Source organism: Caulobacter sp. GW821-FHT11E10 (assembly GCF_058808375.1).
Genome location: NZ_JBXARP010000002.1, coordinates 99,786 through 112,766 on the forward strand (window position 1 = coordinate 99,786; position 12,981 = coordinate 112,766).

13 protein-coding genes and 1 riboswitch are annotated in these 12,981 nt (G+C 67.5%); of the genes, 5 read left to right on the plus strand and 8 right to left on the minus strand.

Annotation, left to right across the window (positions count from 1 at the left end; genetic code table 11):
* Window positions 1–18: 18 nt before the first annotated feature.
* Both AC1RRV_RS03575 and thiC read right to left on the minus strand, forming a co-directional pair.
* Window positions 19–1,395 (minus strand): S41 family peptidase, encoded by a 1,377-nt coding sequence (locus tag AC1RRV_RS03575; protein ID WP_492858207.1) that lies wholly within the window; start codon window positions 1,393–1,395, stop codon window positions 19–21.
* A 45-nt stretch (window positions 1,396–1,440) separates the two neighbouring features.
* Window positions 1,441–3,279 carry a phosphomethylpyrimidine synthase ThiC gene (gene thiC / locus AC1RRV_RS03580; RefSeq protein ID WP_492858208.1) on the minus strand — a complete coding sequence of 613 codons (1,839 nt, stop codon included), beginning with the start codon at window positions 3,277–3,279 and terminating at the stop codon, window positions 1,441–1,443.
* Window positions 3,280–3,353: 74 nt separating this feature from the next.
* Window positions 3,354–3,459: riboswitch (TPP riboswitch) on the minus strand.
* 195 nt (window positions 3,460–3,654) lie between these two features.
* Here thiC and AC1RRV_RS03585 point away from each other — a divergent pair.
* Window positions 3,655–4,176, plus strand: coding sequence for a RidA family protein (locus tag AC1RRV_RS03585; protein WP_492858209.1), 522 nt, complete (start codon window positions 3,655–3,657; stop codon window positions 4,174–4,176).
* Between the two features lies 1 nt (window position 4,177).
* Here AC1RRV_RS03585 and AC1RRV_RS03590 read toward each other — a convergent pair whose 3' ends face one another.
* The 4 genes from AC1RRV_RS03590 to AC1RRV_RS03605 all read right to left on the minus strand — a co-directional run bounded on the left by AC1RRV_RS03590 (window position 4,178) and on the right by AC1RRV_RS03605 (window position 7,331).
* Entirely contained in the window at window positions 4,178–5,404 is a 1,227-nt protein-coding gene (locus AC1RRV_RS03590) for a rhomboid family intramembrane serine protease (RefSeq protein WP_492858210.1), read from the minus strand.
* A 69-nt stretch (window positions 5,405–5,473) separates the two neighbouring features.
* Window positions 5,474–6,322 carry a KPN_02809 family neutral zinc metallopeptidase gene (gene ypfJ, locus AC1RRV_RS03595; RefSeq protein ID WP_492858211.1) on the minus strand — a complete coding sequence of 283 codons (849 nt, stop codon included), beginning with the start codon at window positions 6,320–6,322 and terminating at the stop codon, window positions 5,474–5,476.
* 7 nt (window positions 6,323–6,329) lie between these two features.
* A complete protein-coding gene (locus AC1RRV_RS03600) occupies window positions 6,330–6,731 on the minus strand; it encodes a hypothetical protein (protein WP_492858212.1) in 402 nt (133 codons plus the stop codon).
* Between the two features lie 39 nt (window positions 6,732–6,770).
* A complete protein-coding gene (locus AC1RRV_RS03605; protein WP_492858213.1) occupies window positions 6,771–7,331 on the minus strand; it encodes a tetratricopeptide repeat protein in 561 nt (186 codons plus the stop codon).
* A 181-nt stretch (window positions 7,332–7,512) separates the two neighbouring features.
* Between AC1RRV_RS03605 and AC1RRV_RS03610 the strand changes: the two genes are divergently transcribed.
* From AC1RRV_RS03610 to cuyB, 3 genes are read left to right on the plus strand one after another with little or no spacing between them, the layout of a single operon-like run.
* Window positions 7,513–8,004 carry a hypothetical protein gene (locus tag AC1RRV_RS03610; protein ID WP_492858214.1) on the plus strand — a complete coding sequence of 164 codons (492 nt, stop codon included), beginning with the start codon at window positions 7,513–7,515 and terminating at the stop codon, window positions 8,002–8,004.
* A 47-nt stretch (window positions 8,005–8,051) separates the two neighbouring features.
* Entirely contained in the window at window positions 8,052–9,053 is a 1,002-nt protein-coding gene (gene cuyA, locus AC1RRV_RS03615; RefSeq protein ID WP_492858215.1) for a D-cysteate sulfo-lyase, read from the plus strand.
* Between the two features lie 11 nt (window positions 9,054–9,064).
* Window positions 9,065–9,742, plus strand: coding sequence for a cysteate racemase (gene cuyB / locus AC1RRV_RS03620; RefSeq protein WP_492858216.1), 678 nt, complete (start codon window positions 9,065–9,067; stop codon window positions 9,740–9,742).
* Window positions 9,743–9,752: 10 nt separating this feature from the next.
* On the opposite strand, the gene AC1RRV_RS03625 is transcribed toward cuyB, so the two are convergent.
* On the minus strand, window positions 9,753–9,935 hold the full coding sequence (locus AC1RRV_RS03625; RefSeq protein ID WP_492858217.1) for a hypothetical protein: 183 nt from the start codon (window positions 9,933–9,935) through the stop codon (window positions 9,753–9,755).
* Between the two features lie 548 nt (window positions 9,936–10,483).
* Here AC1RRV_RS03625 and AC1RRV_RS03630 point away from each other — a divergent pair.
* Window positions 10,484–12,112, plus strand: coding sequence for a pectate lyase (locus AC1RRV_RS03630; protein ID WP_492858218.1), 1,629 nt, complete (start codon window positions 10,484–10,486; stop codon window positions 12,110–12,112).
* A 13-nt stretch (window positions 12,113–12,125) separates the two neighbouring features.
* On the opposite strand, the gene AC1RRV_RS03635 is transcribed toward AC1RRV_RS03630, so the two are convergent.
* Complete coding sequence (locus AC1RRV_RS03635; RefSeq protein ID WP_492858219.1) at window positions 12,126–12,875, minus strand: hypothetical protein; 750 nt, start codon at window positions 12,873–12,875, stop codon at window positions 12,126–12,128.
* Window positions 12,876–12,981 lie beyond the last annotated feature (106 nt).

Consider the following 12,981-nt stretch of genomic DNA (forward strand, 5'->3'; position numbering starts at 1 on the left):
CGCCGAGGTTCCGACAGCCTAGCCGCCATCCTTGCGAATTTTCTCGATCAGGCTCCGGATCGCCTTGGCGTGGCCGCCCGCCAGGTCGTTCTCCGGGAAGACGGTCAGCGGGGTATCGGGGACCAGTCCCCTGCCCTCCAGGTCCTCGCCCTTGGGCCCCTTGTAGAGTTCCGCCGGCAAGGCCAGGGCCCAGCCGTTCGGCAGCGCCTTCGGCAGCTGGTCCGAGAACGCCCCCAGCGTGGTTCCGCCCACGTGGCGGACATTGGGCAGAGCCTTCATCATCAGGGTGAAGGTCTCGCCGGCGCTGATGGTGATGTCGCTGGTCACCAGATAGACCGGACCGCTGAAACCGGGGCCGCTGGCGGGTTCGACGCGGACCGGCTGTGGCGCGGCCTTGGCGCCCACGCCCACCTTGGAATAGGCCAGACGCGGCTGGGCGGCGAAGCGGGCCGCGATCCGCTGGCTGATCGTGTCGTAGCCGCCGCGATTGTTGCTGACGTCGACGATCACCGCCTTGGCGCCGGCGAAGGCCGTCATCGCCTCATCCAGCGCGACCTCCAGGGGCCGGGGATCGTCCGGCGCGGCGTTGCGGGCGAAGGCGCCCATGGTCACGAAGTTCAGATAGCCGACATCGTCGACGCGGCCCCAGAAGATGCGGTTGTTGGCGGCCTGGCGGCCTCGCCCTTCCAGGACCTGGGTCAGGATTCCCTCGCGATAGGCCTGCAGCCAGACCTTCTCGCCGCCCGCCGGGTCGGCCGCCGCGACGCGGGTCAGGGTCGGGGACTGGCCGGGCTCAAGGTCGCGCCGCGCGCCGTCCACCATGCCATGCAGCTCGACATGCGGATCGTCGAGACCGGCCATCAGGCTCGACAGCGCCGTCCACAGCTGGAATTCCGTCGAGGTCGGGCCGACCTGGGCCAGGGCCGCCGCCCGGCGAGCCTTCCAGTCCAGGCCGCGCTCGGCCGAGCGTGGATAGAGCTCGGCGAAGGTGTCGGCGGCGAAGGCGACGATGCGGTCGGGCGTCCAGGCCGTCATCGCCTCGCATTCGGCCGGCAGAGCTGGCAGGCGATCGAAGACGTAGCGCGTGCCGGACGGATCGCCGGTCAGGCTGATCGCCCCCTGCCCCTCCGACCGCCACGAGGTCAGGACACCGTCGGGATCGGCCTCCTTGCGCGGGTCGGCATAGCAGGCGCCGCCGGCGGTCTGGAACAGTCGAGGACCGTCCGGACCGAAGTTGACGATCCAGCCATAGCCGCGCGAACGCCACGCGCCGCGCAGCTCGGCCGCCACGGGACCGCCCTTGGCCTGCACGGGCCAGAACGGGCTTTCGGCCAGGACCGGCGCAGCGACGGAAAGGACAGCGACCGCGGAGAACGCGAACAGTAGAGATTTCATGGCGCGACGGTGAAGGGCTCCCCGCCGCCGCGCCAGCGAAATCGACTACTCGGTCTTCAGGTAGATCTCCGAGCCCTGCTCGCGGAACTTCTCGCTCATCTCCGCCATGCCCAGCTCGGCGTTGTTCGGCGCGAGGCCCGCCGCGAAGTCGCGAACCTCGTGGCTGATCTTCATCGAGCAGAACTTGGGACCGCACATCGAGCAGAAGTGGGCGGTCTTGTGCGCCTCCTTCGGCAGGGTCTCGTCGTGGAACTTGCGGGCCGTTTCCGGATCGAGGCCCAGGTTGAACTGGTCCTCCCAGCGGAACTCGAACCGCGCGCGGCTGATGGCGTCGTCCCACATCGCCGCGCCCGGGTGACCCTTGGCGAGGTCGGCGGCGTGGGCGGCCAGCTTGTAGGTGATGACGCCCGTTTTCACGTCGTCGCGGTCCGGCAGGCCCAGGTGCTCCTTGGGGGTGACGTAGCAGAGCATCGCCGTGCCGAACCAGCCGATCATCGCCGCGCCGATCGCCGAGGTGATGTGGTCGTAGCCAGGCGCGATGTCCGTGGTCAACGGGCCCAAGGTGTAGAAGGGGGCCTCGTGGCAGTGCTTCAGCTGCTCATCCATGTTGGCCTTGATCTTGTGCATGGCCACGTGGCCCGGCCCTTCGATCATCACCTGGACGCCGTGCTTCCAGGCCACCTTGGTCAGTTCGCCCAGGGTGCGCAGCTCCGAGAACTGGGCCTCGTCATTGGCGTCGGCGGTCGAGCCCGGACGCAGGCCGTCGCCCAGCGAGAACGACACGTCGTAGGCGCGCATGATCTCGCAGATGTCCTCGAAGCGCTCGTAGAGGAAGTTCTCCTTGTGGTGCGCCAGGCACCACTTGGCCATGATCGAGCCGCCGCGCGAGACGATGCCCGTGACACGCTTGGCGGTCATCGGGATGAACGGCAGGCGCACGCCGGCGTGGATCGTGAAGTAGTCGACGCCCTGCTCGCACTGCTCGATCAGGGTGTCGCGGAAGACCTCCCAGTTCAGGTCCTCGGCCACGCCGTTGACCTTCTCCAGCGCCTGGTAGATCGGCACCGTGCCGATGGGGACGCTCGAGTTGCGGATGATCCAGTCGCGGATGTTGTGGATGTTGCGGCCGGTCGACAGGTCCATGACCGTGTCGGCGCCCCAGCGCGTGGCCCAGACCAGCTTGTCGACCTCGTCGGCGACGGTGGAGAGCACCGCCGAGTTGCCGATGTTGGCGTTGATCTTGACCAGGAAGTTGCGGCCGATCGCCATCGGCTCCAGCTCGCCGTGGTTGATGTTGGCCGGGATGATGGCGCGGCCGCGGGCGATTTCCTGGCGCACGAACTCTGGCGTCACGAAGTCGGGGATCGAGGCGCCGAAGTCCTCGCCGTCGCGCACGCAGGGACGGTCCTGCTCGCGGCGCAGGTTCTCGCGGATGGCGACATATTCCATCTCGGCGGTGATGATCCCGGCGCGGGCGTATTCCAGCTGGGTGACCAGCTTGCCGGGCTTGGAGCGGTAGATCGTGCGGCTGTTGTCCGGGAACTCCGGCGCCAGGTGCTTGCCCTGGGCGAAGCCGTTGTCCTCGGGCTTCACCTGGCGGGGATCGGTGACGATCTCGACGTCGCCGCGCGCCACCACGAAGGCCTCGCGGGTGCGCGGCAGGCCCTTCTCGATGTCGATGGCCACCGAAGGGTCGGTATAGGGGCCGGAAGGATCGTAGATGGTCACCGGCGGCTCGTTGGCCGACGGGTGGACGGCCACCTCGCGGAACGGCACGCGCAGTTCGGGGAACAGCTCGCCGGCCTGATAGACCTTGCGCGAGCCGGGAACCGGGCCGGTCGAGATCGTCTCGGCCACGGACTTGATGGTGGTCTGGATATTCATTTCGGGCGCTCCTCAAGCTTCAAGGAGACCCGGACGTGTCGTGCTTAAGTCGGTTTACGGACGAGCCTTGAAGCGCCTCGACCGCGTTCCCTCCCTTCGCCGGCATGACCCGGATCAGGTTCTACGGGTCAGGGCGAAAGCCCAATCTCAGCCGCCTAGGCGACCCCCCGGTGAACAATGGCCGGACCCTAGGCGCATTGACGTGGAGGTCAAGCCTGACGGTGAGGACGATGACCCGCGGAGGTCGAGGGTCACCCCCGTTCGTCGCTCCACAGGCTGACTTGGTCGCCGGCTCGCCCGCGTGACGGTTATTTCACTTGCGGCCGCAAGGCGGTCACGCGATCCGAAAGATCGACGTTCTCCCGGAGACTGCCCATGGCCTTCCGCCGCCTGATCCTGCCCGTCCTCTGCGCCCTCGTGACCACGCCCGCCCTGGCCCAGGAGACCTATCCGAAGAAGATCCCCGCCCCCGGCGGCGAGGTGATCATCCCGTCGGAACGGGCCCAGAAATCCTACGACGAGATCAAGTACGCCCCCGCCCGCCGGGTCGGCGACATGCTCTACGTCTCGGGCGTGATCGTCGCGCGCGGCAAGGACGAGGGCACCGATCCGGAATCATTCAAGAAGCAGGTCCGCCGCGCCTTCACCGCGCTGGACAACATCCTCAAGGCCTCCGGCGCGACGTTCGACGACGTGGTGATGATCAACAGCTTCCACGTCTGGGAAGGCCCCGATCAGCCCGCGCCGCGCTGGGAGCAGATCAACATGATCAACGCTGTGAAGAGCGATTTCATCAAGGGCCCGAACCCCGCCTGGACCGCCGTGGGCACGACGGGCCTGCTGGCCCCGACCGGCATCGTCGAGATCCAGCTGATCGCGCGAGTTCCGGGGAAATAGGTCAGGCGCGCGCGCAGAGGCCGGCGTCGCGTAGGCGGCGATCCATGGCCTTCAGTTCGCGTTCGGTCGGACGCAGCTTGCACAGCGGGCGGGCCTCGCGCTCGGCGTCGTCTAGTCGTTCCTGGGCGGCCAGGACCCCGACGAGATAGCCGCGCAGCACCACCTCCAGATCCGGCGACAGGTCTCTGAGAAGTTCGCGCTCGGCCAGCCCCAGACGCACCTCCCGTTCGGCATTCACGTAGTTCTCGGCCTCGACATAGACATGCGCCATTTGCAGGCGTCCCCGCGGGTCGTGGGGATAGGTGGCGACCAGGGCGCGCGCCTGAGGCTCGGCGGTCCAACCCTTGTCCGGCAGCATGAAGTCCGGGATCAGCGGTCGCCCGCGCGCGATGTAGCTTTCATGGCGCGGGACCACGAGCGCGAAGGCCAGGACGGCCAGCGCCAGACCCGCCCCACCCACGATCCACAGCAAGCGGCTGGATCGAGGGTTCTCGGACTCCTCGTCCCAGGTGGCCAGCAGGATGAAGCCCAGCACGCCGCCGGCGACAGCGCCGCCCAGGTGGGCGTTGTAGTCGGTCGTCGATCCCAGCGCCGCGCCGAACGGGATCAGCGAGGGGATGAACAGGCGCACGGTGACCCACCTCAGGCGCTTGGCGTGGCGGTGCATCGCCGGGTGCAGGCTGCACATCAGGATCATGGCCAGCAGGCCCATGATCGCCCCCGAGGCGCCGACCGACACCACGTCTTGCCGATTCAGCAGCAGCGAGGCGGCCGAGCCTCCGACGGCCGAGACGACGAACGCCGCCGCCAGCCAGGACCGGCCCACCACCCTCTCCAGCGTGATCGCCGCGAAGGCCATCACCACCGCATTGCCGATGATGTGCGCGAGGTTGCCGTGCAGCAGGGGCGCGGTGAAGATCCGCCACCATTCGCCCTGCTCGACGACCAGCTGGCGGCTCGCCCCGCCCACGGCCATCAGGTTGTGAATACTCATCTCCATGCCTGGCCCCATCGGCAGGCCGGCGGTCGGCTGGAAGATGAAGATCAGCGCCAGCAGCGTCAGCAGGCCGATGCTGAGATAGGGCGTCTTGTCGAAGCGAGGCTCGTCGACCGCCAGCCTGGGCGACGGGACACTCGACGGCGCGGGCGCCCAGGCGCGGACGTAGGACGGGGCGGCGCGCCCCTGGGGCGTGGCCGCGCGGCGACCAAAGGTGGATGTCGAGGACATCGTTCCTGGCTCCAACTCAACTGAGAGGATGCCCGGACGCCCCTGACGCCGCGTGAACGAGTTTGGTTACTACAGCCGCGAAACCTTGAACGTGTCGCACGCTCCTGGATCGCCTCGCTCGTAGCCGCGCGTGAACCAACGCATCCGTTGAGCGGCGCTGCCATGGGTGAAGCTGTCGGGCACGACCTGCCCCTGGGTCTGCTTCTGGATGGTGTCGTCGCCGACGGCCGCCGCCGCGCCGAGGCCATCCTCGATGTCGGCCGGGTTGATGACGATCCGCCCGCCCGAGACCTCGCCCGCATGCGCGGCCCAGACGCCGGCGTAGCAGTCGGCCTGCAGTTCCAGCCGCACCGAGCCGCTCTCCTCGCCCCGCGCGCCCAGCCGCCGGGCTTGCTGGTCGGCGCCGAGCAGGTGCTGCACGTGGTGACCGATCTCGTGGCTGATCACATAGGCGCGGGCGAACTCGCCCTTGGCCCCGAAACGGCCTTCAAGCTCGCTCCAGAACGACAGGTCCAGATAGACCCTCTGGTCGGCCGGGCAGTAGAACGGCCCCATGGCCGACTGGCCCGTGCCACAGCCGGTGCCCGTGGCCTGCTTGTAGAGCACGATGGCCTCGGGGGGACGGTAGTCGCCCCCTTCGCGCTGGAAGATCGGCCCCCAGACCTCGCGGTTCGAGGTCTCGATCACGTCGACGAACTGGCCCTCCTTGTCGGTGACCTGACCGCGCGCGCCCTCCTGCTGAGCGGGCTGTTGCAGGCCCTGGGTGGCCTCCATGGTCGTTTGCGGATCAATGCCGAACACGAAATAGCCGATCGCCGCCAGCACGACCGCGCCGATCCCGCCGCCGGCTATGCCGACGGGTCCCAGACCACGCCGATCCTCGATGTTGCCGGATCGGCGACCGCCTTCCCACTCCATGAGACCCTCAGTTCCTAGGTTGGCTGGCGGGCCTGATCGCCCGCATACGCGCATTGCTCTCGGCCAAGGCCGCCTGCGTCAAGCGGTCGAGGCGACTGGCGGACGAAGATAGCTCGGCTTCGCGTCGCGCCGCCTCATCAAGGGTTCGCGGCGGCTGGACGCGGAGGGATCGCGGGCTTGTCCCCACGGAACGCTGCGCGTCGAGGTCGCGCAGGTTCATCTGGGTCCGGGCGCGCTCGTTGGCGTTGGACATCTCGATCTGGCTGGACAGCAGGTCGCGCCGCGCGTCTTCCAGCGCATGGGCGGCGGCGTTGCGGGCCTGGATGTCGCGAAGGTCCTGGGCGCGCGCCAGCCCCGCCCCGGCCAGGGCGGCCAGGCTGACCGACAATAGAAGCGCGCCGCGCGTCATCGAAACCTCTTCACCGGAGCGGCCGACGACGCGTCGACGTCAGGGCCGCTTGACCGTGAAACGCGCGAGCTCGGTCTTCGGCGCCAGCCATTCTGGCTTCAGCTCGGCCGCCCGCGAATAGTCCTTGTAGGCCGCCTTGACGTCGCCAAGACCTTCATAGGCCAGGCCCCGGTTGAAGAACGCCTTCTCCGGATCCTTCACGCCCATCGTCAGGCCCTTGTCGATCTGTTCGACGCCTTCGCGATAGCGCTCTTCACCCACGAAGGTCGCGCCGCGGTTCACATAGGCCTCGCCCAGGCCGGGATCGAGGTCGGCGGCCGCGTCGAAATCGGCTCGCGCCGCCTGGAACTGGCGCTGGCGCATCTGCAACACGCCACGGTTCACATAGGTGCGGGCGCGGTCGCGGAAGTTCAGGTTCTCGACCTCCAGCGCCGTTGTGCAGGCCAGGACCGAACGGCTGTCGGACCGCCCCTTCAAGGCGGCGTCGGAGCACTCCTGGGCCGAACCGTTGCCGATGATCAAGGTCGAGGCGCCGGCGGCTCCAGCGCCGGCCAGCAGGGTCGCCGCGCAAAGGGCGGCGAAGGGGATCGCTCTGGTCATGTCGTCCTCCCATAACGACCGGTCTCGGAGGCCGGCCTTGTTCGACCACTATAGCACCGCATGCTCGGAAGCTCACATCGAAGCGCTCCCCAACGTGCGGAACGCTTTCCGCTAAATTTGAGGTTGCGAGACATCGGGCTTTGCCCAACATTCTCGTGAAACCGCTATGGAGACTTGGTCGATGTTGCTGTCGACAGTCATGGCCCTCGCCCTCGCCGGATCGCCCGGCCCCGAGGCCTCCCAGACCAACGAAGTCGCCCCGGCGATCATCCAGCCTCGGCGGGGCTGGACCGGCGTCGTTCCGTCAGACCTTCAGATCAAGCTGCAACTGGACGCGATGGTTAAGACCCATCCGGACAAGATGATCTGCCTGAGGGTTGTCAGGACAGGCAGCCGCCTGCCCCATCCGGCCTGTCGCACATTGCGGGGCTGGTACGATTTCGAGGCCGATCGGGATACCCAGGGCAATGTCGCCAGTATTATCGCGATCCTGAGGCCCGAGAGCGGCAACGACCCCGTGGGCGGCAAGGCCGGACCGCCCCACGAACTGGTCGAGATGGTGAAGGACCGCTACCAGAACCCGCGAATTCGCAAACAGGCTATGGAACGCGAGAGGGTGCGCGCCTCGGCCGCGCCGCGTTCTCCGGCCACGCCGCCGGTCTCCAATCCCTAGCGGGCCATGCTAACAGAGGCGACGACTCTGTCAGGGACCCGCCATCAATGCATCTCGCCCGTTTTCCCCGCGCCCGCTTCGCCCACCTGCCGACGCCGCTGGAGCCCCTGCCCCGCCTGGGCGCCGAGCTCGGTATCGACCTCTGGGTCAAGCGCGACGACTGCACGGGTCTGGCGGGCGGCGGCAACAAGACCCGCAAGCTGGAATTCCTGCTGGGTGAGGCCCTGGCCCAGGGCGCGGACACCCTCGTCACCCAGGGTGCGGTACAGTCCAATCACGTCCGGCAGACCATCGCCGCCGGCGCGCGCTTCGGCCTGAAGACCGAGGTGATCCTCGAGGAGCGCACCGGCTCCAAGGCCTCGGACTACATGGGCAACGGCAACGTCCTGCTGGACAAGCTGATGGGCGCGGCGATCCGCTACGTCCCCGGCGGCACGGACATGGTCGCCGAACTGGAGAGCACGGCCGAGAGCGTCCGCCAACGCGGCGGCAAGCCCTATGTGATCCCCGGCGGCGGTTCGAACACCGTCGGCGCCCTGGGCTATGTCGACTGCGCCCGTGAACTCGTCGTCCAGGCCGACCAGATGGACCTGAAGCTCGACCGCCTGGTCACCGCCACCGGCAGCGCCGGGACCCACGCCGGCCTGGTGGCGGGCTTCGCGGCGCTGTCGGTCGACATCCCGATCCTCGGCTTCGGCGTCCGCGCGCCCAAGGCCAAGCAGGAGGAGAACGTCTTCAACCTCGCCGTCGCCACCGCCGAGACGATCGGCGCCGCTGGCCGGGTGAAGCGCGAGATGGTCGTGGCCGACTGTGACTATGTCGGCGAAGGCTATGGCCTGGTCGACCAGGCCGTGATCGACGCCCTGGCGCTGGCCGCCCGCACGGAGGGCCTGCTGCTGGACCCGGTCTATTCGGGCAAGGCGATGAAGGGCCTGATCGACCAGGCTCGCAAGGGCGCGTTCAAGGGTGAGCGGGTCGTCTTCCTGCACACCGGCGGCGCTCAGGGCCTGTTCGGCTACCAGAGCGTACTGGAGCCGGCGCTGGGCTGAGGAGCGATCCGATGAGCAAGGTCTTGGGCGTCCTCGGCGGTATGGGCCCTGCCGCCACCCTCGATTTCCTGGCCAAGCTGCAGGCCGCCACCCCGGTCAAGCGCGAGCAGGACCACCTGCGGGTTCTGGTCGACATCAATCCCAAGGTGCCGGACCGCAATGTCAGCGCCTCGGATCCCGGACCGGTTCTGGCGGCCATGGCCGCCGGACTGCGCGACGGCGGGGCCGAGGTTCTGGCCATCGCCTGCAACACCGCCCACGCCTATGCCGAAGAGGTCCGCGCCTGCGGCTTGCCGCTGGTCGATATGTTGGAGACGGCCGGACTGGCCGCCCAGGCCAAGGGCGCGACGACCGTCGGCGTGCTGGGCACCAGCCTGGCCTTAAGCCTCTATCGCGACCGCTTCTCGCACATGGGGCTGGAGGTCGTGATGCTGGACGACCATGAGCAGGTCGAGTTCATGGCCCTGCTCTACCGGATCAAGCAAGGCGATCTGGGGGAGGCGTCGCGCGAGACCATGGCCGCCCTGGCCCATCGCCTGGTCGGCAAGGGCGCGCAGAGCGTGGTGGCCGGATGCACCGAAGTGCCGCTGGTGTTGTCGGCGGCGGACCTGTCGGTCCCATTCCTGGATGCGACGGAAGAATTGGCGCGACGCTGCGTGACCGTCTGCCTGGACGAGGCGAGCGCCTAGGTTCGAGGCGTCAGCGCGCCAGCGCCGGGTGGGCCTCGTCGTACGACGCTTCGTACATGCCCATCAGCGCGGCCGCGCCACGCGAGGCCTGGGCCATGCGTAGCAGCGCCTCGCGGGCATAGGCGCTGTCGGCGATCTCGGCTTGTCGCTCGAGACGCTCGGCTTCGGTCAGGTGGTCGTTTCGATTCCCCATGGTGCAAACGTTTACAGCGGTTAACCATGAAAACCATGCGACCGCTCGACGCACAGCGCACGTTGTTCGAGGAATAGCGTGCGCCAGATTGTCACGGAATGTTAAAGCGCAAGACTAGTCGCAAATGAAAACGCCCCCGGACCCTTGGGATCCGGGGGCGTCGTCCTGTTCCCCAACAGGACGGCGTCGGCAGCGCTAACTTCGAGCGCAGCGGCGTCGCCTCAAAACTGATGCGCCTGTTTCGCCGAACACGGATCATCAAGCAACGCGTCCCCCTGTCGCAGGCCCCATTCCGGGTACGCCGACCGATCTTGATTCCCTTCTACGCAAAGGATCCTCGCGGCCGCCGCGACCCGCTGTCGCGCCCTGTCCGCGAGCACGAAAAAGTGGATGGCCAAGCGATGACACCGGTAGCAACATCACCCCAAGTCGTCGCCACAAGACGGCGGGGCCCGCCGCCGGCCTGGGAGGAACGATCGCGATGCCCACATGGGCCCTCGCCGCCCTTCCGGCCCGATGGCACAAAGCTCCGCCAGCCGGAGTTCAGCATGCCCCTCAGCCCCATCTCTCGCCGTCGCCTGATGGCCACCACGGCCGCCGCCTTCGCCGCCGCCGGCGTCTTCTCACCGCTGAAGGCCATGGCCGCGCCCGACAAGGCCCAGGCCCTGGACACGATGAAGAAGGCCACCCGCTTCATGGTCGAGAAGGCCGCCTACAAGGGCGGCTATGTCTGGAGCTACCTGCCCGACTTCTCGCGCCGCTGGGGCGAGATGGAAGCCTTCCCGACGATGATCTGGGTGCAACCGCCCGGCACGGCCACCATGGGCCACCTGTTCCTCGACGCCTATCACGCCACCGGCGACAACTATTACTACGAGGCCGCCTGCAAGGCCGCCGAAGCCCTGATCGCCATCCAGCACCCGGCCGGCGGCTGGAACTATCTGGGCGACCTGGCCGGCGAGGCGTCGATCAAGAAGTGGTACGACACCATCGGCAAGAACGGCTGGCGGCTCGAGGAATTCCAGCACTACTACGGCAACGCCACCTTCGACGACGCCGGCACGGCGGAGAGCTCCCAGTTCATGCTGCGCCTCTATGTCGAGAAGAAGGACCCGCGCTTCAAGCCGGCCCTGGACAAGGCTCTGCAGTTCGTTCTCGACAGCCAGTACCCGATCGGCGGCTGGCCGCAGCGCTTCCCGCTGAAGAACGAGTTCCACCACCACGGCCGCGAGGACTACACCGGCTTCATCACCTTCAACGACGACGTCGCCGGCGAGAACATCAAGTTCCTGATCATGGTCTGGCAGGCGCTAGGCGACCCGCGCGTCCTGCCCGCCGTCAAGAAGGCCATGGACTGTTTCGTCGTCTGCCAACAGCCGCAACCGCAGCCCGCCTGGGGCCTGCAGCATCATGTCGACACCCTGAAGCCGGCCGCCGCGCGCACCTACGAGCCCGAGGCCTTCGCCTCGCACACCACCGGCGCCAACATCGCCTCGTGCATGGACTTCTACGAACTGACCGGCGATCCGAAGTACTTGGCGCGCCTGGGTGAAGCCCTCGACTGGCTGGACAGCATCAAGGTCACGCCCGAGATCCAGAAGGGCCGCCCCTATCCGACCTTCATCCAGATCGGCACGGGCAAGCCACTCTATATCCATCGCAAGGGCAGCAACGTCGTCAACGGCGAGTACTACAACGACCAGAACCCCGAGAAGACGGTCATCCACTACTCGTCGTTCCGGAGCGTGAATGTCGAAGGCCTGCGCGCGCGCCTGGCCAAGCTGAAGGCCTCCGCGCCCGAGGCGGTCAGCAAGGACTCCCCGCTGAAGAGCGGTCGCCAAGCGCTGCCCAAGTACTTCACCACCGGCGACATCTCGGTCTCGGACCTGAATGTCGGCACGCTCAAGGCCGACGCCGGCCAAGCCGCGCCCGACAAGGCCGCCGGCCTGATCGCGGCGCTGAACGGCGAAGGCTGGTGGCCGACCGAGCTGAAGGCGACCAGCAATCCCTATATCGGCGACGGCTCGCCCACCCCCGCCCCGGGCGACTTCAGCCAGACCCGGGTCGGCGACGCCACCGACACCTCGCCCTACATTACCGATACGCCGAAGATCGGCATCTCGACCGGGACCTACATCGAGAACATGTCGGCTCTGATCAAGTTCGTGACCGCCTAGACCTCCTTGCGCCCTAGGCGATCAGACGCGTCTCGGCCGGGGTCACCTCGGCCAGCAACCGGCCGAGCGCGTACTGATAGAGGGCGATGTCCTTCTGGTTCTGCGAAAGCAGCTGACGATAGGCCCTGGGGCTGAGCACGGCCTCGGCCGTGTCCTCGGCGCGGGTCACATTCAGGCGCTGCACGCTGGCCACACGACCGCTGAACACCTCGTCGGCCCAGGCCAGGGATTCATACGGGTGCTCGCAGACATAGAACCAGGCCATCCGGTCGATCAGGTCCCGGGCGGCGGCGATGTCCTGCTCGTAGATCGGCGCCCAACCCGAGCCGGTCAGCTGCCGGAAGTGGTGGTCATAGGTGTGCAGCACCACCGCCGGATCGTCGCAGGTCACGAAGTCGTCCAGGGACAAGCTCTTGGCCATGCTCACCGCCCGAAACCGCGGGTCACGCGCCTGGTCGTCGCTCAGCTGAACCACGTGGCGAAAGTAGCGATAGACCGAAACCACCCGATCGACCGGCCAGCGGAAGTTGGTCGCCGCCGGCAGCCGCCCACCCATGGCGCTGTAGATGTCGAAACCGTAGTGGCCGGCATAGAAATCGTAGCCGCGAAAAGTCTCGTAGCGTCCCGCGCGCAGGGCATGCTCGGTCGCATCGTCCTCGATCCGCGGGCAACGATGTTCGGCGGCGAACAGATGGCTGAGCGAGTTGACCACCGAGGTCCCGCCCGCCTTGGGGTTATGGAAAAAGAAGAGCTGCTCGATCACGCTAAGCCTCGACGCTGGCGAGAGGCTGCTCCACCTCGCGTTGCGTTGAACGAAGAAGCGTCACCTTTCCGTCGCGAAGATCACGAAAGCCATAGTAAAAATACCG